Consider the following 22,359-nt stretch of genomic DNA (forward strand, 5'->3'; position numbering starts at 1 on the left):
GACCGCAGGACTTACTTAGGACTTCGTGCCCCCACCATGCCGCGGGCCATGTCCGCATAGGTCGTCTCTACCGAAGCCCGGTCGAGACGGCCGCCCTCACGATACCAGGTGTTGATTCCGGTCAGCATCGCAATCAGCGCCATCGCGGCCAGCTTTGGGTCCGGCACGACCATATCGCCCGCCGCGGCCCCCTCCCGGAGGATCGCCTCCGGCACGGCTTCGTAGCGTTTCCGCAAGGCTTCGATCGCGGCGAAATTCGCGGGCTCAAGCGATCGTAATTCCATGTAGGCGATGAACACCGCGTCGGGTCTGTCCAGGTGATACCGGATGTGAAACCGCGCGAAGGCGTCCAGACGAGACAGCGGGCCGCCGCCCTTTGGTGCCTCCGCCCAGGCGCCAAGCAGCCCGTCCAGATGCGCACGCATCATCTCGAACAGCAGCGTCTGCTTGTCGGGCGTATAGTGATACAGGGCCCCTGCCCCGATCCCCACCTCGCCGGCGATCTGGCGCATCGACACGGCGGCATAGCCGTGGCGCGCAAACAGCCGTTCAGCCGCCTCCCGCACGCGCGGGCCGGTGACATCGGCATTGGATCCGGAGGGACGGGCCATGGACGCAGATAATCCGAACGCACGTTCAATTCCAAGAGCGAAGCGCCGCTTGTCGCCGCCCCGCCCGCGCCCTACCCTGCGGACATGATCCGCGCCCTTGTCCTTTGCTTTGCCTGCGCTGCCTGCGCCTCCGACTTGCCCACCGTGGACGCAAGCGTCTCGGACGCGGCGCGGGCGCAGGCCTATCCCGTGCTGATCCCGCTGGACGACATTCTGACCGACGCCGCCCTGCCATCACGGGCCGCGCCTTTGGGCGACGGTCTGCGGGCGCGCGGCGCGCGGCTGTCGCGCAGCCGCATCGCCGCCCCCGGAGGATCGGATCTGGCGGCACGCGGGGCCCGCCTGCGCGCCCGCGCCGAGGCGCTGCGCAACGCCGATATCTGAGGCCCGCGTTGCACCTTGATCGCGAAGCGGCTAGGCCTGCCCGGACGCATTTCACATCGACGGAGCACCCCCATGTCTGACCCCCTTCGCCTTGGCATCGCGGGCCTTGGAACCGTGGGTGTGGGGGTCGTGCGCATCGTGCAGGACCACGCAGACATGCTGGCCGCCCGCACCGGTCGCGCGATTTCGATCAGCGCCGTCTCCGCCCGGTCGCGCGACAAGGATCGCGGTGTCGATCTGTCGGGCTACGCCTGGGAAGACGACCCCGTGGCGCTGGCGCGGCGCGACGACGTGGACCTGTTCGTCGAATTGATGGGCGGCTCCGACGGCCCGGCCAAGGCTGCGACCGAGGCGGCGTTGTCGGTGGGCAAGCCAGTCGTCACCGCCAACAAGGCAATGCTGGCGATCCACGGTCAGGCCCTGGCCGAACTGGCCGAAGCCAACGCAGCCCCCCTGCGCTTCGAGGCGGCTGTCGCGGGCGGCATTCCGGTGGTGAAATCCCTGACCGAGGGGCTGGCAGGCAACGCCATCACCCGCGTCAGCGGCGTGATGAACGGCACCTGCAACTACATCCTGACCCGGATGGAATCGGCGGGCCTGCCCTATGACGAGGTCTTTGCCGAGGCCGGTGCCCTCGGCTACTTGGAGGCGGACCCGACCCTGGACGTGGGCGGTATCGACGCGGGACACAAGCTGGCGATCCTGTCTGCCATCGCCTTTGGCACGCAGGTCGACTTCGATGGCGTGCAGCTTCAGGGCATCCAGCAGGTTTCCATCGACGACATCCACCGCGCCCGCGACATGGGATATCGCATCAAGCTGCTGGGCGAGGCGCGTCGCACGCCCGCAGGTATCGAACAATCCATGCGCCCGACCCTGGTCCCCGCCGACAGCCCGCTGGGCCAGTTGGAAGGCGGAACCAACATGGTCGTGATCGAAGGCGACGCCGTTGGGCAGATCGTCCTGCGCGGCGCGGGTGCCGGCGAAGGCCCGACCGCCAGCGCCGTCATGGGCGACGTGGCCGACATCGCGCGGGGCCTGACGCTGCCGACCTTCGGCCAGCCTGCCACGACACTGGCCCCGGCGACCCGCGCCAACGCGGTGACCGAATGCGCCCACTATCTGCGCCTGCTCCTTAGGGATGAGCCGGGGGCCCTGGCCCGCGTGGCGACCGTTCTGGGACAGGCAGGCATTTCCATCGACCGGATGCGCCAATACGACCACCCCGGTGCAGATGCCCCGGTGCTGATCGTCACACATCCCTGTGCGCCACTCGATCTGGCGCAGGCGCTGCGCGGCGTGATCGACACCGGCGTCGTCAATGGCGAACCGGTCGCCCTGCAAATCCAGAACCCCTAGGAGGTCCCATGGCCGAACGTCCCCCCAAAACCTTCGCCGCCCCCTACCGCGCCGCGCAGGATCGCTATGCCGACATGCCCTATCGCCGCTGCGGTCGGTCGGGCCTGAAGCTTCCGGCGATCAGCCTGGGGCTTTGGCACAACTTCGGGGACGACACGCCGCATCAGGTGAAACGCGACATCTGCCGCACGGCCTTTGATCACGGGATCACGCATTTCGACCTGGCCAACAACTATGGGCCACAGCCCGGCGCCGCCGAGACGGCCTTTGGCGAGCTGCTGCGCACCGACTTCGCCCCCTACCGCGACGAATTGATCATTTCGTCCAAGGCAGGCTACGACATGTGGCCGGGCCCCTATGGTGAATGGGGCAGCCGCAAGTACCTCATCGCGTCCTGCGACCAGTCGCTGAAACGGATGGGGCTGGATTACGTCGACATCTTCTACAGCCACCGCTTCGATCCCGAGACCCCATTGGAAGAGACGATGGGCGCGCTGGATCACATCGTCCGGTCGGGCCGCGCGCTCTATGCCGGGATCAGCAGCTACAATTCGGAACGGACCCGCGAGGCGGCGGCGATCCTCAAGGAACTGGGCACCCCCTGCCTGATCCATCAGCCCAGCTACAACATGCTGAACCGTTGGGTGGAACGTGATGGCCTGCTCGACACCCTGGAAGACGAAGGCATCGGCTCCATCGTCTTTACGCCGCTGGCGCAGGGCCTGCTGACGGGCAAGTATCTGAACGGCGTGCCGGACGGCAGCCGGGCCACGCAGGGCAAGTCCCTGGCAAGGGACGCAGTCACCCCCGAAATGATCGAGGCGCTCAACGGGTTGAACGACGTGGCGCAGGCGCGGGGTCAGACTCTGGCCCAGATGGCGCTGGCCTGGGTGTTGCGTGGCGGCCGGGTGACGACCGCTCTGATCGGGGCCTCCCGGCCCGAGCAGGTCACCGATTGTGTCGGTGCCGTCGGCAACCTGGAATTCTCCGAGGCGGAGCTGTCGCAGATCGACACGCTGAGCGGCGAGAAAGGCCTGAACCTCTGGGCTGCATCTTCCGAAGGGGTGTGACGCCTTTCAATCGGGCACATTTGCAAACCGATTGCACCTACGGGTTTGTCAGCACGGTTCGCCCCCGTTAACAGGGGGCGACCGAACCACCTTTCGAGGACCAAAGCCTATGGCCAAGACCGATTTCAACGACCGCATGTTGTCCCTGGGCCTCGCCCGCGTGTCCGAGGCCGCCGCACTGGCCTCCGCCGGCCTGATCGGGCGCGGCGACGAAAAAGCAGCCGACCAGGCTGCCGTGAACGCGATGCGCGACCAGCTCAACAAACTGGACATTCAGGGCACGGTCGTCATCGGCGAAGGGGAGCGGGACGAAGCCCCGATGCTCTATATCGGCGAAGAGGTCGGCTCCGGCACCGGGCCCGAGGTGGACATCGCGCTGGACCCGCTCGAAGGCACCACGCTGACCGCCAAGGACATGCCCAACGCCCTGACCGTGATCGCCATGGGCCCGCGCGGGTCGATGCTGCACGCGCCTGACGTCTACATGGACAAGTTGGCCATCGGTCCGGGCTTCCGCACGGGCGTCGTCACCATGGATATGTCCCCGGCCGAGCGGGTGAACGCCTTGGCCGCCGCCAAGGGCTGCTCCACCGAGGACATCACCGTCTGTGTTCTGGAACGCCCCCGCCACGAGGAAATGATCGCCGAGATCCGCACCACCGGTGCCGCCATCCGCCTGATCACCGACGGCGACGTGGCCGGCATCATCCACTGCGCCGAAAGCGCGAAGACCGGTATCGACATGTACATGGGGTCCGGCGGCGCACCCGAGGGCGTGCTGGCCGCCGCCGCGTTGAAGTGCATGGGCGGACAGATGTTCGGTCGCCTCACCTTCCGCAACGACGATGAACGGGGTCGCGCCAAAAAGGCGGGGATCACCAACCTGGACCGCGTCTATACCCGCGACGATCTGGTGACCGACGATGTCATCTTTGCCGCGACTGGCGTCACCGACGGCTCCATTCTGGCGGGCATCAAGCGCGAGGTCGGCTATCTGACGACCGAGACGATCCTGATGCGCTCCAAGACCGGTTCCGTCCGGCGCATGACCTACCGCAACCCGATCTGATCCGGCGGGGTCCCGGTCCGTCCGGGACCTTGCGCCCCAAGGCCAGCCGCGCGACAGAGGCACCATGTCATATCTTGGTGTTTCTCTTTCTGCGACTGGCCGCCGTTGGGTTGGTCTGGACCCCGCGACCGAACGGCTGGCCGAGGCGATCGGCCAGACCGGCCAACCCCTGCCGCTTGCCCGTCATCTGGCACGTCGGGGTGTGACGCCGGTCGGGGCCGCCGCCTTTCTCGCGCCCAAGCTGCGCGACCTGCTGCCCGACCCGCTCGACCTGCGCGATATGGGCCTGGCCGCCGACCGGCTTGTGGCCGCCGCGCGCACCCGTCAACGCATCGCGATCTTCGCGGACTACGATGTAGACGGCGGCACCTCCGCCGCGCTGCTGGTCTGGTGGCTGCGTGGCCTGGGCCTGCCTGCCACGGTCTATGTCCCCGACCGCATCGACGAAGGATACGGCCCCAACGCCCCCGCCATCGCAGAGCTGGCCGCGGCACATGACCTGATCATCTGTGTCGACTGCGGGACCCTGTCTCACGATGCCCTGGCCGCCGCCGAGGGGACCGATGTCATCGTCCTCGACCACCACCTTGGCGGCGAAACCCTGCCCCCTGCTCTCGCCGTCGTGAACCCCAACCGGCAGGACGAAAGCGGCGATCTCGGCCACCTCTGCGCCGCCGCCGTGGTGTTTCTGACCCTGGTTCAGGCCAACCGCCTGCTGCGCGATCAGCGGCAGACCGGCCCGGACCTGATGGCGATGCTCGACCTTGTGGCGCTGGCCACCGTGGCGGATGTGGCCCCTCTGATCGGTGTGAATCGCGCGCTGGTGCAACAGGGGTTGAAGGTTTTGGCCCGTCGCGCCCGCCCCGGCCTGCGCGCGCTGGCGGATGTGGCGCGCATGGATGGGCCCCCGTCGTCCTACCACCTTGGCTATCTGCTGGGCCCCCGCATCAACGCGGGTGGCCGGATCGGAGCCGCCGATCTCGGGGCGCGTCTGCTGGCGACCGAAGACGAGTCTGAGGCCGAAGCCCTGGCGGACCGACTCAACACGCTCAACGAGGAACGCCGCGCCATCGAAGCCCGCGTCACCGAAGCCGCCCGCGAACAGGCCGAGGCTCGGCTGGCCGAAGGCGGCGCCCTGGCCTGGGCCGCGGGCGAAGGCTGGCACCCCGGGGTCGTCGGCATCGTCGCCTCCCGCCTGAAAGAGGCGCTCAACCGCCCGGCCGTCGTCATCGGCCTGCGCGACGACGGCATCGGCCAGGGTTCCGGCCGCTCCGTCGGGGGCGTGGATCTGGGTGCCAGTGTGCAACGCCTGGCGGCCGAGGGCCTGCTGATCAAGGGCGGCGGCCACCGCATGGCCGCGGGACTGACGGTCGACGCCAACCGGGTCGAGGAAGCAATGGCGCGGCTCGACGCCCTACTGGCCAAGCAAGGCGCAGGCGACTCCGGCCCTCGCGATCTGTCGATCGATGCCACGCTGATGCCCGGCGCGGCAACCCTGCCCCTGATCGACGCGATCGAGGCTGCGGGCCCCTTCGGCCAGGGTGCCTCCGCCCCGCGATTCGCCTTTCCGGACCTGCGCGTGGTGCATCACCGCATCGTCGGCGACGGCCACTTGAAGCTGACGCTTGCCAGTGGCGGCAAGCGATTGGACGGCATCGCCTTTCGTGCGGGCGCAAGCGGCCTTGCCGCCGCCGTGGACCGCGCGGCCGGGGCCCCTGTACATATTGCTGGACGCCTCGAAACGAACCGCTGGCAAGGACGCGAGACGGTTCAGTTGAAGGTCGAAGACCTGGCTCTGACGGATGAAACAGAAGATGCAAAAAGGGTGTAAAAATCCGCTTGCGGTGCGCGAACCCCTCGCCTAAACACCCCTCACGCCACGAGCTGGCCCGTTCGTCTATCGGTTAGGACGCCAGGTTTTCAACCTGGAAAGAGGGGTTCGATTCCCCTACGGGCTGCCACTATTTTCTGTAAGTAACTGAAAATAAAGAAGGAAACGAGACCTCGGCATCTCGTTATACCCCTCCTTATACACTACAACTTGTGGCGCGATGGAATGTTTCCCTTTCGCGTGTCAGGTCACGGTTGGCGGTAAGGTGATGTGCTGGGCACTGTTCTGCCGCCGTTAGGCGGAGCGGCGCAGCCAACCTCGCATAGCTTGGCTGTAGCGCGACACCCAACCTCGACTTATTATTGTTGCAGCTAAGTTGAAGGAGTTTGGGTAGTGGCCAGACATGAACCATGGGCGCGCCCTGAAATCAGCGCCATTCCCAATCGACCGGGCGACCGGGAAGCGGAGCCTCTTTATGCGGCACTCGGTCATGCCGTATCGGATTGGGAGGGAGTAAACGCAGTGACCGCTGCGCTTCACCGTGCGCTTTTGCTGGACGATGACCGCGACTCTTTCGAGTCGGCAGAAATCGAAGCGTTTGGCGGGCTGAACAACGTCCATCGGCGCGCAAAGAAGCTATCAGATTTGTCCAAGGATTTCTTTGGCGCAGCGTTTGGCGACCAGCAGGACGAGGCGAACGAAATATGTAAAGAGATTGCATCGTTACTCGCAGCCTATCGCGGATGGGCCGAACGTCGGAACGATCTGGCGCACGGCTATGTAACGGGGGCCGATGGGCCAGATTACAATCAAGAAGATCAACCAATCGTGGCGACTTATGCGCTATGCCCTTCTCACGCAAGACTACCAAAGTGGTCCCATGGGGAACCAGTTTACAACTACGTTGCAGAAGATATTGCAAGTTTTGCAGCAGCTTTTCGCGCGCTCGACATTGAGATAGAGGCAATGGCCAATCGCATTGAAAACCTTCGACCCTATCGGTTGGCGACTTGATGGAAGGCAGCGCGGCTCAGGCGGGGATGACTACTTGAGGAACGCGCTGGAGTACAAGCCTCGTTGACATGAGCATTAATCCAGAGTGAGCATAGAAAAGCAATTAGAGAGGGGGTGCCTGATGAACATCACGGTTTCGGACATTGATGCAACCAAGACAGCGGCGAGTTCGCTTTCCCTGTTTTTGAAATTATCCGAGCCTCCAAGCGAAGCGTGGGCGAGAGAGTTCAATGAACAATACCGGGTGCGCTCTAAAGGGCATTATCATGTGCAGGTTGATGGCGAACACATCCGCGTTGATATTGATGTAGTCTACAAAGCGCTTTGGAGCGATACCAAACTTAAAGAGGAAATCGGGACGCTCACCCAGTTGGCTAATGCAAAGCTGGCGCTAAAAAATGCGGAGAAAAGATGATAACTGTCCGAGAGGGGGCAAGTAGCTAATCTTCGGACAGACCATCGCGGCTCAGGCGGGAATATTAACATTCGAAGCGTGCGGACGGGATTCTTGCTAACGCCTGAGCCGTCCTGCCGCTAACTTGTGCTCAGACGGCGCTTATTAACAGTCGATTAACGCTGATAAAAATTTCGCTGTAGATTATATCTCGTCTGGCGCACCGATTTTGCACACGTTTACGAATACAGATTTACGACGTGTGTGTGGCTACTGGCCCGCTTCGACGGGGCTAGGGTGCCGGGGCCGTGGAGCCCCCAGATTGCTTTCTGACGGTCTTCACCCGCTCACGCGGGCCTCTCCATCCCTCCAAACTCAAGCGCTCTGAGCAAGCCTCTCTGTGCCTCTGGCGGGCATGCGCGCCGATGCGTCTGAGGGCCTAAAAATGCCCAAAGGCGATGAAGGCTGAGCCAAGCAACAAGATTGCGATTATGGATGTGGCGAGTTGCATGGCTTGCCCCCTAAGCCGCGTCAGCGGCCTGATAGACGCCAGCACGTTGCAGCATCGCTTTCACGCTGGACGCGGTGTAAGGCTGGCCTGACGGGCTTGTGTGGCCAGCTTCTGCCAGTACGTTGGCGATCTGCCGTAGACTCCGGCGCTGGTGTGTCTTAGGCGATCTCCGGTACAGACGTTTGGCTTCATTTACCGTCGCATCCGGGACGGGCTTGCGCCCTTCTACACGCCTACCCTTGCGTTCGCTGGCCCGGTCACGGGCTGCTTTCAGCTTATCGACCGTGGTCCGCCTGTCGAATGCTGCAACTGCCCCAAGGATGGTGCGCACCATTTCTGCCGTGGGCGTGTCGGAGCCAAAATAATCGGGCGATGTGGTCGGGATAAGGTCAATTCCCTTATCTTTCAGCATTTTATAGCCTAGCTCTTGCACCAGAACGTCACGCGCAAACCGGTCAGGCGACTCCACAAGGATGGTGCGCGTACCGTTCGACAGGACGGCTTCTAGCAGGTCCATCATGCCGGGGCGCTGGTCTATAGGGTCTGTGCCAGATACGGCAGCGTCATAGTAGGTCGCTTTGATGGTATACCCGTTCGCCTTGGCGTATGCTTCGATTGCCGAAAGCTGACGCTTGTCGGAGTCTTTGTCTGCCCCGGTGTTTGTCGCAGATGATGTGCGCAGGTAAGCGAATGCGGGCATTTTATTTTCTGATTTAATCATTGCAATACAGTATCCTGAAGGTGATTCGTGTACACTATCTCAGGATACTGTACAGACCTGAGAGCTTGGAGTCATGCTAAATCTGCCCGCTAACGGGGGCAGCACTACTCTGCCAACTTGGCACAGTGCCTAATATTGTCAGCGGCTTACACGGCAAGACTGGGCGAGCGAGAGAACCGGGAAGCCATGGCGTATAGTGGTGGCAAGCCGTTCTGAGATATAGAGAAAATCATGAATCACCAGAAAACTTGGCTAGCGATATTAGCCAGCGTGAGCTGGCGCTCTGCCAAAATTACCTGATTGTAAAAACGCGCTCCTGTCGAAGCGAAATGTTCGACCGTCAAAAATTGCGGGCGTCAGATCGCGATTTAGAGGTAGGCGGTGATGGAAGCCCGCGATCAGATCGCCCGTTAGGTTGGTTCTCTATCGAGCATCTAAACGGCGAAGGGTATGTGCCGCCTACGGCGGTGTTTGCTCGTCTGCGAAATAATCGCAAATATTGAGTTCGCATTTTGAAATAATAATAACCTGCAAAAATCTCGGCGCGCGTCAAGCGCGGGTGCTGAGGGTAGCCATTGAGACCCAACCTTACACGCTGCACCAGTCTATTCTTGTTGCCTGACGACCCATATGCGAGGTGTGCATCAACTCAGGTCTTGTCCAAGAACCTGATTTCCTCTTCCTTCAAAGTTGCGTCTTGGCTTAGAAGCTTTGTCAAAAAGACATTCATATCGAGGCGAATGCTGAACGCCTTCGACGTGTCGTAGTACCGATATTGAACGAACACTGAGTCATATCCCTCTGTTCGCAAGTACCCTTCATGAAACTTGGCGTTAGTTGCGTCCACCTTCTGAAATCCGAGTTCGTCCAGTTGGCGAAACACGGCAGAGGTGTCAGCTTCGTGCGAAGCGGCTTTGATTATTCCCAAAACGTCCTCGTACAGAGCCGGTGCCGTTCTCACTTCGTAGCCTGCCTATCAATCCACGCCTGCGCCTCGGCCTCTGTTTTGAACGCTAGGTCAGCGTTCCGGTGCGAGCGCTCTTCGCCGTCTACGCTGAAGATTTCCCAAACCTCGTAGAAGACTGCATCGCTCCCGTCAGGGGCCTTGATGTTCGCCACTCTTTGAATTCTGTGTTGCATTGCTGCCATGCTCCCGGAGACTTCAAGTTGATCTTTGCGAGTAAGCCATTATCGCTAAAGTGGTGCGAACGCACGCAGCATTCGCGTCAGCTAGGCCACAACTTGATCGTTGACGTGTAGGACTCGAGCGAGGATAAGTCCCCTATTTTCTGTTCAGCACAAAGGGCTGCATCGTGACACTTGATATTCGTGGCAGCCTTAAAAACACCCGAAAAAGCAAAAATGCGCTCGTCGTGATCGACGAACTGCTCGCCAATTCCATTGACGCCTTCCTTATTCGACGCTCGCAAGAAGAGGGCGAATTAGCCCTCAGTGTTATATTGGAAATAAAAGCTACGAAATCTGACTTGCTTGGAGAAGAGTTCGACTTAGAAATCGTATGTAAGGACAATGGTTGTGGACTTGGTCCTGACCAACTTAAAGCGTTCCTGACAAAAGATACCTCGTACAAAGACGATTTGAATATACCCGGCATTGGCAACTGCAAAGGTTCGGGTCGGGTCCAATACTACCACCATTTCTCAAAGGTTGCCGTTTCATCGGTTTATGCCGAAGAGGGAAAACTGTTTCATAGCAACCTCCCACCAATTGAAGACCGGAAAGAGGTTGATGAAGGCGATTTTGAAGTTGAAGAACGCGCCTCTGGCAGCGTCGGCACAATGGTCGCGCTGTCTGGTGTGTTGCCGAAGATCCGTGAATCGATCTTCACCGTTTCAAACATTTACGATTGGCTCCAAGCAGAAGCGTTGAAGCAGTACGTTCTTTTCAGCTTATTACAAAGGTTGGTCAGCTTGCGGGAAGTCTTGGGAGACTTCCAGCTAACCTTCAAAAGCGATATCGACGGCAGCGCAAGCGAGTCGGTCTTGGCTGCTCAAGACTTACCTGAGCATGACTCTGTTTCAGACCTCGAAGTCATTCACGTAGAGGACGACACGCGCATTTCTGCAAATCTCACTGTGACGCACTATAAGTTGGAGGCATCTGCATATGACCTCCCCCAGAACATCGTCGGCTTGTGTGCGAAATCAGCAATCGCCGAAAACATCGTCAAAAGGTATCTCGCTACGGATACGTTGAGAAACAACGCCATTGATGGTTTCTACCATATTGTTTTGGTCGAAGGGCCGATTTTAGATGAAGGAGTGAACGAACAACGGGATGGCTTCGACAAAATTCCAGAGAAGAACGGGGGTGGCGACTTGTTTGTGGGTCCTCAGATCACCTTCGAGGACATCTACGTTGCGCTAGATGATAAAGTGCGAGAGCTTTTGGCCCCACCAGATTGGTCGCGAGATAAGATCGTCGAAGAGGCAGGCAAAGACTATGGCGTTTCAGAGGAAATGCTGTCTCATTCAAACGTGCGTGTTTCGTTCGGAGACTCGCCAAGTAGCGTTGCAAAGCGCGTTCTGCGCAATCTGCAAGAAAAAGTCGTGGACGAGACCACCAGTCTGATTTCCATGAAGGAAGAGATCAATCAACTTGAACCTGACAGTGATGACTTCCGCCGCAAGCTAAGTGATCTTTCATGGCAATTCACCGCTTCACTCCGCACCATAGACATGGCCAACCTTTCGCAATTGGTGGTCCGACGGTCTAATGTAGTGGACGTTCTGGACCTTGCGGTAAACAAGCGGCTGGCTGTTCAAAATAGTCTGTCTGAGGGAGAACGGCGCAAGGACGAAGAGCTTATTCACAACATCTTCTTTCCAATGCGCATGGACAGTGAGGAAGTTGAAGATCACGATGTTTGGCTTCTGAGCGAAGAGTATCACTACTACGACTATATTTCTTCTGACAAACCGCTCAGCGCGATTAAATGGGCGGATGATACAGCGGTTTTCGATAGCGACATTGACGATGCTCTATCTGAGTTGATGGCACAAATTAGCAATGACAACAGCGGATGCAGGCCAGATATTGCCCTCTTCCATGAGGAAGGGTCAGTGGTCATTGTTGAGCTAAAAGCACCGGGCGTAAGCATAGACGAGCACGAAAACGAGCTATTCAAGTACGCCACCGTATTGGCATCGAAATCGAATGGGAAACTTAGGAAATTCTACGGGTACATAATTGGTGACACGATCAATCCAATTGGCTTGAGAAACTACAACCCACTTCCAGGGGCAAAAGGCTACTTCACAACAAGCGATTTGCTGGAGCCGACTTCTCGCACAGTTATTGGTCAACTGTACTCGGAAGTGTTGCACTATGAAGATATCGTAGAGCGTGCACGCAAACGCATCGGCGTGTATCGCGAAAAACTTGGCCTACCCAAACTTGAGCAACTGAAGGTTGAATAGAAATTCTAGCGGATCACGGCAACATAGCCCGCGCCAGTCAAATCAACTTTGCTGCAAATCGTGGCGTTGCCGCTGCAGACCATTGGAGGCCGATAGAAGCGCAGGGTCCGTTCGGGTTACTTGTGGAGTCTTTGCGGACTTGTGCGGACATCATTCCAAGTAAGTCCGCACGGGTTTCAGCCATAAAAATAAGGGGTGTGCGGACTGTGCGGACCTAAAAAACAGGGGGTGCGTGCGGCGCGGGTCTGGGTGCGGGGATTGCGAGGGGGGGACGCCGTGGGAGGCGACTTCTAGAATAACACTATAATTAAGTCCGCACAGTCCGCACAGTCCGCAAAGCCATATAAATAAGTGCCATTCCTGTGCGGACTGGTCCGCAGCAAGTCCGCATAGACCGGCAACATGCACCATCATATCCCCAGCGCGGCGCGTGAGATACGGTAGTTTCGCACATGTTTGTCGCCTGTGCCTTCTAGCTCCACTTCTGCGGGCAGCATGTTGTGGTATCGGGTCTTGCCACTTTTTTGAAGCGCACCAACACCGGCGAGCGCATCTAGCATCGCCGGAAGCGTTCCGCGCAGCCCCAAAACGGCTACATCGCTGACCGCGTTCTTATCCAAAATGATCTGATCATCGGTGTACCAGCCCACAATGTCGCGGTAACCCGGATCGCTGGCGTCACTCGCAGGGACAATGGTCCGCCGCATGTTCCGAGCGATGTACGAGCGAAGACCATCTAACATGGCCTCTGGACCTTTGGTCACTTGACCTTCTGCAGACCCCTTGAAACGCGTGAATGCCTCGCTGACTGCCGCCTTGACGGCGGCTTTATCACTTATCAATCCAGCATCGGCGGCAAGCTCGCCTGCTACGCAGGCTAATGCAAAAACCTGCGCCGCCCGTTTGGTCGCCGGAGCATCATCGCCTGCCAGTTCATCTACCACACCCGCAACTTTCCGCTTCAACTCTTCCGGGCGATTTATCCACCCGTCATCAATGAGATACTGGACGAAAAGCGGCCCCATGTGCCCGAAGTTGGTCTTGGCATGTTCAAGCTGTGCCAGCACCTCACCCGAGACCTTCACCCCGCCTGTCACGTCCACATCCGGAAAACGCACCGATAGACCAGTCTTGTACTTCCCCCCCGCGCCTTCGACGGTGTTCCGCAGGCTATGCTCGTTAGATAGTATGGCAAATACTTGATACTCGGCAGTTTCAACGAGACCCAAACCCGCGCCACTCTTTCGCGATTTACCCGCACCCGCGCCCAAACCGAACAGGATGGAAGAAAGGTCCTGCACACTTTTCATCTGCCCGATTTCATCTAGGCAAAGAACCGTGCCCGATGATCTGACTGCCAAATCTTCAATGGCATTTGTTGTAGTGTTCATCCCGTGAAACCCGCCCTTGCCGGTATGAGGATTCCCCCAGACCATTGCCGCAATGACCTCGGCCAAGGTCTTGCCAAGGGACGAGTCGCCCGAAAGATTGAAGCCGCAAGACGGCAGGCCCGCGAGCGTCTGTATGGGGCCAACGAAGCCCGCACAGATGCCAAAGGTCCAATAGAAGTTGGGGGATTGTAGGGCTGCGTTAGCAGCCATCTTTGACCCCTCCAAGGTGCCTGCCGCGTGCTTATCCTTGAAAGAGGCAAGGTCATGCAGGCGCGTGACCTGACCCTCGACAGCGCAGATGTATTTGCCGGTCGGCAGCATGAATCCGGTGATCAGCCCCATGCGATCCCGCGTCCACCCCGGTGTTGGCAGTGTCGGAATCCGGCGCTGCGGTGTTATCTGGCGCAGGAGGTTCAGCAGATCATCGCGGCTCTTTTTGCCTCCGATGAAAAGCTGCATCCCAGCATCCGAGAGGCGCGCGATTGTGTCGCCGCCGCCATCCTTGTATAGTTCTGATCGGGCCAGCGTTAGCTCGACCGTTTCGCCGTTCTCATTCTCAAACTGTATGATGCGCCCGGTCCCAGCAGTGCCATCAAGGTTCGAAGACCGCCCTACCACTTCAATGCGCTGGCAGACAGCAATGTCGGGCACGTCTTTCCCGCCTTCTTTGTAAATCGTGTCGCGTTTGATTTTGTAACCGAACGCCATCCACTCTTGCGGGTCTTCGAAGCGATCAAGGTCCACCTCGGGTGTTTGACCCGCGATAAACTCACGCGCCTGGGCTACCCGGTTCACAAGGTAGTCGTCTTGCGCGTACCGGGTGACATTCCGCTTGTCCTTGCAAGGTGCAGCAAGAACGGCATCCCGCACAGTCTCTGTCAGTGCGTCGTCATCATCACCGCCGGTCGCGAAGTACGAAAGCATGGCGCTATAAATCGGGCTGTCGAAACCGCGCGAATCGTCACCGTCCCCAATAGTGGCAAGGTATCCTTCGAAACCCAAACCGCTAACGCGGTCCCCAGTCCCCTTGGAACTTCGCTTCGCTCGTACCTCTTTTTCTACCTCCGCATCCTTGGCCTTACCGACCTTGGTTGCGTCCTGTGCCCGCTTCACCAACCATTCCGGCGCGTCTGCAACTTCACATTCCCAAGGTGCGCGGCCTTCACGCCAATCGTATGGCCGTCCGTTAGGATGGAAGGAAGGTGAGACAACAATTTGCCCATTCTTGCCGCGCACATCGACGCCGGGGGCAATCGCGCTGGCTGTGTTGCGGATATCCACGCCCGTCGCACGAAAGATGAAATGGTATCCACCTGAGCCGGTTCTTGATGCCCATGTTTTTGGGACCGGTCCGTGTTCACGTTGGAGCGCCTGCCATGCCGCCAGCCCCTCGGGGCCGTCTAGGTCGAAAACGATTAGTCCACAGTCCGGCGGAAATGCCGCCGACACGTTCCGGGGGGCGTTGATGGATGCGAACCGATAGACGTTATCTTCCTTGTCCGGCAGGTAGTGACCCTTCCCAAGCCACGCGCGCGAAATTTCATCGGTATCGCGCGTAGCTCGCATCTGCCACCCTGTACCTCGTGGGATTTTGACCTGACCACCGGGGCCGGTTCCCTTACCATTGTGCTTAAGTGCATGGGCATCGACTACATGCAGACCGGCATCGGCGTATGCGTAGGCGGCAGCAAGGGTGGCAACGTTATGCCCATCGGCGCGGCCCGCAAGTGTCGCGACCGCCTTTTCGATATTTTCTTGGGGAATGCGCTCTTGGAAGCGCTTGTAAAATGCCTTTGCCTCTGGCGTCTTGTAGGGACTGTTCCGAGTGCGTAGCCGCCAAAAGGCGTCCCTACTTTCCTGTGCTGCCTTTAGTTGCGAGGCGTCTGGAATATAATTTTCTTGCGTTCTTGGTGGAAATTCTTTCATTTTATTACCTTAAATCTTGACTTCAGCGTATTATTCTGCTACCGTTGCCACAGTTGAAAATGATAGCTGTGGCCTCCCGAATTGGCGTTCGGGGATACAGGTCGCAGCTATTTTTGTTCGGTCTGGCCACTAGAATGACCGCGCCGAACGGCGATGTTTGGGTTTTTGGTGCAGCCCGACTGTGCTTTGCGGCACGACTATGCTGTGGATCACAGCGCCGGGGCTTTGCGGCCCGCCAATACATCGTCGGCGGGGTCTTTAGTTCGGCAAAGGTGTTAGCCGACCTTGGTTAAGGTTTGATGAACAAACTAAACGGCATACCCCATAGCCTGAAATATGTCGCCGCCCCCGCGCCGACGCTGAAGTGTCGCCTCGATCCCGGCGGAAGCGCAGAATGCTCGAACATAGGCCACGAGTTCTGTGTCGCCGAAATTTCGTCCGCCGTTCTCGCGGACGTATTCAATTAGTTCTTCGACACTATGGATCGTGACCGCGCCGAGGCGATCACTGGCTAGGTAGATCGACACCGGAAAGGCGATCTCGCAACCTCCCTTAACCTGTTCCAGTTCGGCGGTGGTCGGATCGAGTCTAAGCGTGTGCATCACCCCGCGTGTTCCAGAAACGTCATCTTCTGTTTCGCATTCGGGCCGTCCGCCAATCGCGTACCGTGCCACCATGCGCCAGCAAGGCGACAGGCTAAAATTGCATGCTGTTTCGTGATCCCATGCACGTCGGCCAAGCTGTTGAAGTCAAAGGCCACGGCGTCATCGCAGGCGTGGGCATCCCATCGGTGACGGTCCACCATTACGCTGGTGGCCAGTACCTCACCGATGCTAAAATCGGCGTGGTCGCCAAAATGACTGAGCAACTCCGCCAGAGCCGTTCGCGATGCAATCTCGGGCGTCAGCTCGCTTTGTTCCGCGATATTAAGTGCGCGGCAAATTAGCAGGTGGGCCTTACTTTTGGCGGCGTATGTGTCGAAAGTTAGTGGTAGCATTTTGTCAATTTTCCATTGTGTCGGTCTCCTGTCTGGTCGGGATGTGCTCTGATGCACCTAGGATAGTTGAAAAGGCGCGCGGGAAGGCGTCGGATTCCTTCCCGCGCAGGTTATCGAGACGCTTGGAGTCGTCCCGAATTGTTTGGCGTCCGCATGGTCGAACCACAGGCGCGGGGTTAGCGCACCGGACACCGCACACCTCACACCGCCTAGTGACCTTTCGGGCACTCGGGGCGGACGGGGTGAAGGTCATTTATTGTGTCAGCCGAACACCGCCGCAGTTAGGGCAAATGTCGTCATGCTCTACCGCCGCGACAAATCTGGATAGCGCAGTTATGTCTATCTTCGTTTCTATTTGCTTCGCCTCCACCCGCGCCTCCGGCGTTTCAAGAAACGGTTCTAGCCGTTTTAATAGGGTGGAAAGCAAATCCGCCTCGCGGATGACCCTTTCGATACTGCTATCATCATCCGCCATTTTTTCCGCATGGTAGCGAAGCTGTTTCAAGGACTCGCGGACCAAAAATATTGAATTGGTCGCGACCCGGTTGGGAATGGTCAGGTCCGACATGTGCAGATCTTTCCAACGGTCGCATTCAATCGCTCCGCCAGCCCGTCCGGGGCGTCCGGCTTGATCTCGTGATCTTCCTCATACTTGGCCAATCGCCCAGTGTGGTCGCTCCAAACGCGGCGCAGTTGCTCAAGGCGTAGCGGGCTAATGGCGCTGTTCTGGCCGATGACGTATGCGGCGTGCAGAGTGTCGGACACCTCACCGAATAATTTAAGCACGTCCGCTCTACTGTAGCTGTCCGCGTCGTCCGCCAATTGGCCAGCGATGCGATTTTGCCGCTCGCGTTCGGTCTGGCGCAGCCATTCCACACGCGCGGCGACGGCGCGCTTCTTGGACAGTTTGTGACCAGAGATTTTCGCACCTTCCTTTGAGGTTGGTACGGTCTTTCCGGGCGGAGTCGATTTTAGGTAGGCGTCCGCCAACGTGAGGCCTTTGCTTGAATGCAATGCAAAATTTTCCCAACGCGGATTAGCTAAGGGTTGCGACGGATCGGGCTGCGCCTTGGCCATCACAGAAGACCGTGCTTTCTGGCGAACGCGATTTTGGCACCACCACTTAGCAGGGCCGCTTTTTCGACCAACGTGGCCTTGGCCTCGATAGATTGCCCTTCCCCACGCGCCTGAGCCTGTTTCTTGGCTGGTTCGGCTACGTTGTTAGCTCTGGCCCACGCCAAGCGCTCGGGGCCGCTCATAGAGGCAAGGCGCGCCGCAATATCCCTAGCGGCGGGTGAATCGTCATTAGCCTCAAGGGCCGCACTCAATCTCTCGCGCTCACGCGCGATGCGCACTTCATCAATCAGAACCGCTTCATCAGCCCAATCTGTTACGTAATCGTCGGAACCGGCGTAAGTGCTAACCTTTACGCAGTTCATCTTCGCCACGGCTGACTTCGGAACATGGATGCCAAATTTCTCGTAAATTGCATTCACGACATAATCGGAAATTGGGCCATACCGTTCTGTCAGCACTTCCGATGCTGCTACCTGTTCTTGGAAATTAGACATGTTCGCGCTCCTGAATGATTTGATAAAGTTTTTCTTCGTGAATAGGCGTCCAGTAATTGAGGTGAGTCCGCATCAATGTGCAAATATCCGCATACGCATAACAATTACCCTTCTGCCCCCGCGTAGTGCTGGGCAGTTTGTGACGCTGGATGTTCGGGGAGAGAGTGTTGAAGAATATGCGAAAGGACGTGTGACTCACGTCAAGCACATCCGCCACGTCTGACAATTTGACTGTTTTCATTATCTCTTGACATTTCTAATTTCCGTAACTGCACGTTACCACAAAATCAGAAGCGAGTCGGTTAAGAGACTATGAACGGTCGCGATTTATTTTCGATTTCTGGATATTTCTGAAATTGGCTTATTCGTGACTATCGTCACGCGCCCATTCCGTCGCTTCAATCTCCGTCATACCCGGTACATCGTCTTGCCCATCATCGCGCGCCCAATCCTCTATCTCGCGCAATGAGCGTCCATCTTTATCGGCGGGCGCGTCTAGCGCCGCTTGTCGCTTGTCGTATTCGATCAGCTTCCGCGCCCCGCTGGTGACGTATTCGCCCCACGCCTCCATTACCTCGCGGCGGCGCTCTAGTTGATCTGTGCGGAAGTATGCGCGCGCCGTAGCATCGCCTTTGGCCTTCACGTGTTGCAGGCAATGCTCCGAAAGCATGTGATCCACTTTGCCTGCATCGTCTGACCAGTCCTTAAAGGAAGATCGAAGGCCATGCGCCGTTGCCAACCTTCCGTCCGCATCGGTCCACTTGTGCTTGTGGAGCCAAAGCCGGTGCGCGTTGTTTGACAGGTGACGCGACTGTGCATCCAGCGACTCGAACACATATTCAGTTTGGTCTTGGAAGCGCTTCGCTCCGCGCAAGATGCTTACCATTGGCTTAGTCAGCGGGACACGAAACGGCACATTCCAGCCCTTCATGCGATCAGCCGGAACCGTCCAGACTTTCTCTTTGAAGTCGAATTCGGACCATTCCGCTTGCACAACACAATTCACGCGGACGGCGGACAGAATAAGCAACCTCATACTGTAGCCCACCAGAGTATCCGGCAGCGCAAGCCATAGGTCAGGGATATCCCGCCAAGGCACCGCCGCATGGTGCGCGTACTGCACCCTCTGAGGGCCAAGGCGGTTCTTTACCTTGTCCATCAACTGCGTATCGACTCGCGGATCGTCCACAGAGACGAACGTGATGACCTGATTGACCCACTGAGATAACTTCCGGGCCTTCTCGCGCCCCCATATCGGCTTGAACGCTGTAATCAGGTGTTCCGGCAACACGTCCACAACGGCACGCCTGCCAACACGTGGGAAGATATCCTTCTCCATCGCAGCAATCCAGTTAGACGGCTTGGCCATGTCCTGACAGTGTGTCTGCCAGTATTCGCGGGCCGCGTCTTCGAAGGTCACGCCCGTGCGCTTCCGCTGGACCTTAGCGGCAGCGGGGTCCACTCCATCGGCACGTCGCCCACGTTCGATCTGCGCCAGCTTACGCGCTTGGGTCAACGTAACGCCGGGATACGCCCCAAGGCCCAACCGCTTTTCCACACCACCCACCTTGTAGCGATAGACCCATGATTGTGACGTGGTGCTGTTGACCAGCAGCATTAGGCCCGCCCCGTCCGATAGGCTGTGCTTCTTGGTGAAGCCCTTGACTGCGGAATCAATGTCGGTCTGGCGTAGGACGTGCTGCTTCAATGGCTTAACTCCCTTAGCAACGTTATACGCTTTTCTGGCGATTCAGGTGTTCGATTCCCTCACGCGCCGTTGCACCCTTCTTTCCGCAAGCTCGCGATGGGTACAGGGGTGCCACAAAAACGTTATACGCTTTTTTATACACCTACATATTGATTCGTGGAGTCCAAAATCCAAAATTATCCAATGATTTCAAATATTGCATCTACATGTTGTGCCTTCAGATTCCCCTACGGGCTGCCACTTTCTCTCGTTTGTAGCATTTCTCTGATTTACCTGATCTAACCTGCGTGCGACGTTGGCCTGTGGGTCAGGTGGCCGACGAACGCGCAAGACAGGGCCAAGGGTGGTCCATGGAAATCGTCATTTCGACTGACCCTCAGCACGTCTTTGGTAAACGGGTTTTCAAGCAGCCGCTCAGGACCTCTGACAAGGCGGTGGGAATCGCGCCGCCGGGATCAGTCCACGCCAAATGGAACGTTGGTTGAAGCCCCCCGCGGTGCCCGATCGGGACTCACTCAAAACCTCCCAAGATTGTCTGAGTTGCCAGGCGAGATCGGAACGCCGATCCCGACGCTATGGCATGGGGCGAGACAGATCGCTTGAGCCCGCAGGCAAACCGGCTGCGGCAAATCGAAACCCAGACCAGCGAGGCAGAAACCCGCAAGGCTTCCAGGAAAGTCACCGGGCGACTCGCGATGACGGACGGTCATGACGTGGTGGCGGCCCGCCCCCCGCCGCATGCTTTGAATTGGGATCCGCGACACAATGCTGGGCACGCCCTTGGTTTTTCGACAGATAGAGCGCCGTGTCAGCATCCGACATCAGCCGATCGACCTGCAGCCGGTCATAGAAAGTCGAGAGCGTGATGCCGATACTACCAGAGATTCGACATTCGTGGTCTTCCCAGGGGATCGGAGCCTCCAGCATTGCGATAATTCGATCCGCGATACTGGCCAGTAATTCCAGATCCGTGCAGCCGTTGAAAACCAGCATGAACTCATCCCCACCGACACGGGCCACCATGTCCCCTTTGCGGACCTGTTCGCGCAGAATGTGACCCACCTGGGCCAGCACGTGATCGCCCGCCGCGTGGCCCAGCGTGTCATTGACCGATTTGAAGTAGTCCAGATCCAGATGCATCAACGCAAAGCGCGCGTTCGGATCTTCGACCAAGTCGGCCAGAAAGGCATCCATGGCGCGGCGGTTGTGCAGGCCGGTCAGCTTGTCGGTGACCGACAACGTCTCCGCCTCGCGATGCGCCTCCGTCAGACGATCGTTCAGGCGGCGGAACTCGCCCAGAACGGCCGTCTGCGCCTCCATCAGGAAGAGCACTTCGACCATCGGATCGTAGGCCGCGAAATCGCCCGCGCTCAGGTCATGGCGGGCCACCCCGCGGGCGACGCCAGCCCCGAAGAAGACGTTCATCAGCCCCTTTCCTTCGCCCAGCGCATAGACGACCGCACGCATACGGGTGCGGTCGGCCACCTCCGTGGTCTGTCGTTCATGGCGCAATTCCACCGTCAACCGCCGCCCGCGAAAGCGCAGCAGATGTCGCGGATCGGTGCCCAGACGAGGTTGAACGATACGCAGAACGTCCCCGACTGACCGGCCCGTTGCGCCGGGCGCGATCTTTTCCAGCGTGGGACCGACATGCAGGACCTGGCCCGCGGCGTCGAACAGCAGATGCATTGGCAGCCCGGCGTCCAGAACCTCCGACCGGATCTCTAACTTCATCACGATGCGCCCCCGAGGGAAAACGCCTTGGGCGTATGAAAGCTTTCTTCCACCAGCCGGACAGAGACCGATTCCTGCCAGCCGTTCAGCACCCGTTCCGCCCCCTCGATTTCGATCATGGCCAGCGCCCCGTATTCATCGGCCAAGGCCCTCAGAATGCCGGTCAGAAATCCGCTCGCCCCCGGCATCGTCCAGGCCGATCGCACCTCGAATTCGCCTTCGTCCAACTGGGTCACGCTGTAGCTGGGCAGGATCAGATCCGGCACCGCCATACGGGCGCGGGCATCTATCTCGTCCAGCGACATCAGAAAGTCGAAAAATGTTGTCCCCGAAAACCGGAACAGGCGCCGCACGGGTTCCAAGGGGGGATGCGTGCAGATCCAGGTGCCCATATCCTCCATCACGGCAATCGCGGATCGGTCCAGAACCTTGGCGGCGGCATCCAGGACCGCGCGAAATTCGGCATCGTCATAGCTGAGCATCGTCTCAAACCCGGCGCGTGACAGACCGGCATCGCGGCGCACACTGTCCCAGACCCCCTGCCCGTGGGTGGTGGTCACAAAGGCCTCCAGGGATTTGCAGATCATGCCATGCATGAGACCCGTCCGCGCTGTTCCATCCGCGCCAG

The 22,359-nt window shown here is 58.8% G+C and carries 19 protein-coding genes and 1 tRNA gene; 10 read left to right on the forward strand and 10 right to left on the reverse strand.

Going from position 1 to position 22,359, the window contains the following annotated elements:
• Positions 1-11 precede the first annotated feature (11 nt).
• Entirely contained in the window at positions 12-611 is a 600-nt protein-coding gene (locus tag K3551_RS14405; protein WP_259914678.1) for a TetR/AcrR family transcriptional regulator, read from the reverse strand.
• An 84-nt stretch (positions 612-695) separates the two neighbouring features.
• Between K3551_RS14405 and K3551_RS14410 the strand changes: the two genes are divergently transcribed.
• The 8 genes from K3551_RS14410 (at position 696) to K3551_RS14445 (ending at position 7,753) form a co-directional block, all read left to right on the forward strand.
• Complete coding sequence (locus K3551_RS14410) at positions 696-995, forward strand: hypothetical protein (RefSeq protein WP_259914680.1); 300 nt, start codon at positions 696-698, stop codon at positions 993-995.
• A 72-nt stretch (positions 996-1,067) separates the two neighbouring features.
• On the forward strand, positions 1,068-2,354 hold the full coding sequence (locus K3551_RS14415) for a homoserine dehydrogenase (protein ID WP_259914682.1): 1,287 nt from the start codon (positions 1,068-1,070) through the stop codon (positions 2,352-2,354).
• Positions 2,355-2,362: 8 nt separating this feature from the next.
• Positions 2,363-3,424, forward strand: coding sequence for an L-glyceraldehyde 3-phosphate reductase (gene mgrA / locus K3551_RS14420; RefSeq protein ID WP_259914685.1), 1,062 nt, complete (start codon positions 2,363-2,365; stop codon positions 3,422-3,424).
• Between the two features lie 109 nt (positions 3,425-3,533).
• Positions 3,534-4,493 carry a class II fructose-bisphosphatase gene (gene glpX, locus K3551_RS14425; protein WP_259914687.1) on the forward strand — a complete coding sequence of 320 codons (960 nt, stop codon included), beginning with the start codon at positions 3,534-3,536 and terminating at the stop codon, positions 4,491-4,493.
• Positions 4,494-4,557: 64 nt separating this feature from the next.
• Positions 4,558-6,324, forward strand: a complete 1,767-nt coding sequence (recJ, locus tag K3551_RS14430; protein ID WP_259914690.1) for a single-stranded-DNA-specific exonuclease RecJ — start codon at positions 4,558-4,560, stop codon at positions 6,322-6,324.
• A 55-nt stretch (positions 6,325-6,379) separates the two neighbouring features.
• Positions 6,380-6,454, forward strand: a tRNA-Glu gene (locus tag K3551_RS14435).
• 392 nt (positions 6,455-6,846) lie between these two features.
• Positions 6,847-7,338 (forward strand): hypothetical protein, encoded by a 492-nt coding sequence (locus tag K3551_RS14440; protein ID WP_259914692.1) that lies wholly within the window; start codon positions 6,847-6,849, stop codon positions 7,336-7,338.
• 121 nt (positions 7,339-7,459) lie between these two features.
• Positions 7,460-7,753, forward strand: a complete 294-nt coding sequence (locus tag K3551_RS14445; RefSeq protein WP_259914694.1) for a hypothetical protein — start codon at positions 7,460-7,462, stop codon at positions 7,751-7,753.
• A gap of 500 nt (positions 7,754-8,253) precedes the next feature.
• Here K3551_RS14445 and K3551_RS14450 read toward each other — a convergent pair whose 3' ends face one another.
• A complete protein-coding gene (locus K3551_RS14450) occupies positions 8,254-8,964 on the reverse strand; it encodes a recombinase family protein (RefSeq protein ID WP_259914696.1) in 711 nt (236 codons plus the stop codon).
• Positions 8,965-10,277: 1,313 nt separating this feature from the next.
• Here K3551_RS14450 and K3551_RS14455 point away from each other — a divergent pair.
• Positions 10,278-12,404, forward strand: a complete 2,127-nt coding sequence (locus K3551_RS14455; protein ID WP_259914698.1) for a hypothetical protein — start codon at positions 10,278-10,280, stop codon at positions 12,402-12,404.
• A 410-nt stretch (positions 12,405-12,814) separates the two neighbouring features.
• Here K3551_RS14455 and K3551_RS14460 read toward each other — a convergent pair whose 3' ends face one another.
• Together K3551_RS14460 and K3551_RS14465 are read right to left on the reverse strand one after the other, a co-directional pair.
• The gene (locus tag K3551_RS14460) at positions 12,815-15,721 is read right to left on the reverse strand and encodes a DUF927 domain-containing protein (protein ID WP_259914700.1); all 2,907 of its coding nucleotides are present in this window, start codon (positions 15,719-15,721) and stop codon (positions 12,815-12,817) included.
• A 308-nt stretch (positions 15,722-16,029) separates the two neighbouring features.
• Entirely contained in the window at positions 16,030-16,326 is a 297-nt protein-coding gene (locus K3551_RS14465) for a hypothetical protein (protein WP_259914702.1), read from the reverse strand.
• Between the two features lie 101 nt (positions 16,327-16,427).
• Here K3551_RS14465 and K3551_RS14470 point away from each other — a divergent pair, with 101 nt between their 5' ends.
• Complete coding sequence (locus K3551_RS14470; protein WP_259914711.1) at positions 16,428-16,667, forward strand: hypothetical protein; 240 nt, start codon at positions 16,428-16,430, stop codon at positions 16,665-16,667.
• 304 nt (positions 16,668-16,971) lie between these two features.
• Here the strand turns inward: K3551_RS14470 and K3551_RS14475 are convergent, their stop codons facing one another.
• The 6 genes from K3551_RS14475 to K3551_RS14500 form a co-directional block, all read right to left on the reverse strand.
• Positions 16,972-17,286 carry a hypothetical protein gene (locus K3551_RS14475; RefSeq protein ID WP_259914713.1) on the reverse strand — a complete coding sequence of 105 codons (315 nt, stop codon included), beginning with the start codon at positions 17,284-17,286 and terminating at the stop codon, positions 16,972-16,974.
• Positions 17,274-17,795, reverse strand: coding sequence for a hypothetical protein (locus K3551_RS14480; protein WP_259914723.1), 522 nt, complete (start codon positions 17,793-17,795; stop codon positions 17,274-17,276). Before K3551_RS14480 ends, K3551_RS14475 begins: the two co-directional genes overlap by 13 nt.
• Positions 17,795-18,289, reverse strand: a complete 495-nt coding sequence (locus K3551_RS14485; RefSeq protein ID WP_259914725.1) for a hypothetical protein — start codon at positions 18,287-18,289, stop codon at positions 17,795-17,797. Before K3551_RS14485 ends, K3551_RS14480 begins: the two co-directional genes overlap by 1 nt.
• Before the next feature lie 361 nt (positions 18,290-18,650).
• Positions 18,651-19,997: a site-specific integrase gene (locus tag K3551_RS14490; protein WP_259914727.1), complete on the reverse strand. Its 1,347-nt coding sequence runs from the start codon at positions 19,995-19,997 to the stop codon at positions 18,651-18,653.
• A gap of 678 nt (positions 19,998-20,675) precedes the next feature.
• Positions 20,676-21,731, reverse strand: coding sequence for a GGDEF domain-containing protein (locus K3551_RS14495; RefSeq protein ID WP_259914729.1), 1,056 nt, complete (start codon positions 21,729-21,731; stop codon positions 20,676-20,678).
• Positions 21,731-22,327, reverse strand: a complete 597-nt coding sequence (locus tag K3551_RS14500) for a heme NO-binding domain-containing protein (protein ID WP_259914737.1) — start codon at positions 22,325-22,327, stop codon at positions 21,731-21,733. Before K3551_RS14500 ends, K3551_RS14495 begins: the two co-directional genes overlap by 1 nt.
• Positions 22,328-22,359 lie beyond the last annotated feature (32 nt).

This window comes from Jannaschia sp. M317 (assembly GCF_025141175.1).
GTDB lineage: Bacteria > Pseudomonadota > Alphaproteobacteria > Rhodobacterales > Rhodobacteraceae > Jannaschia.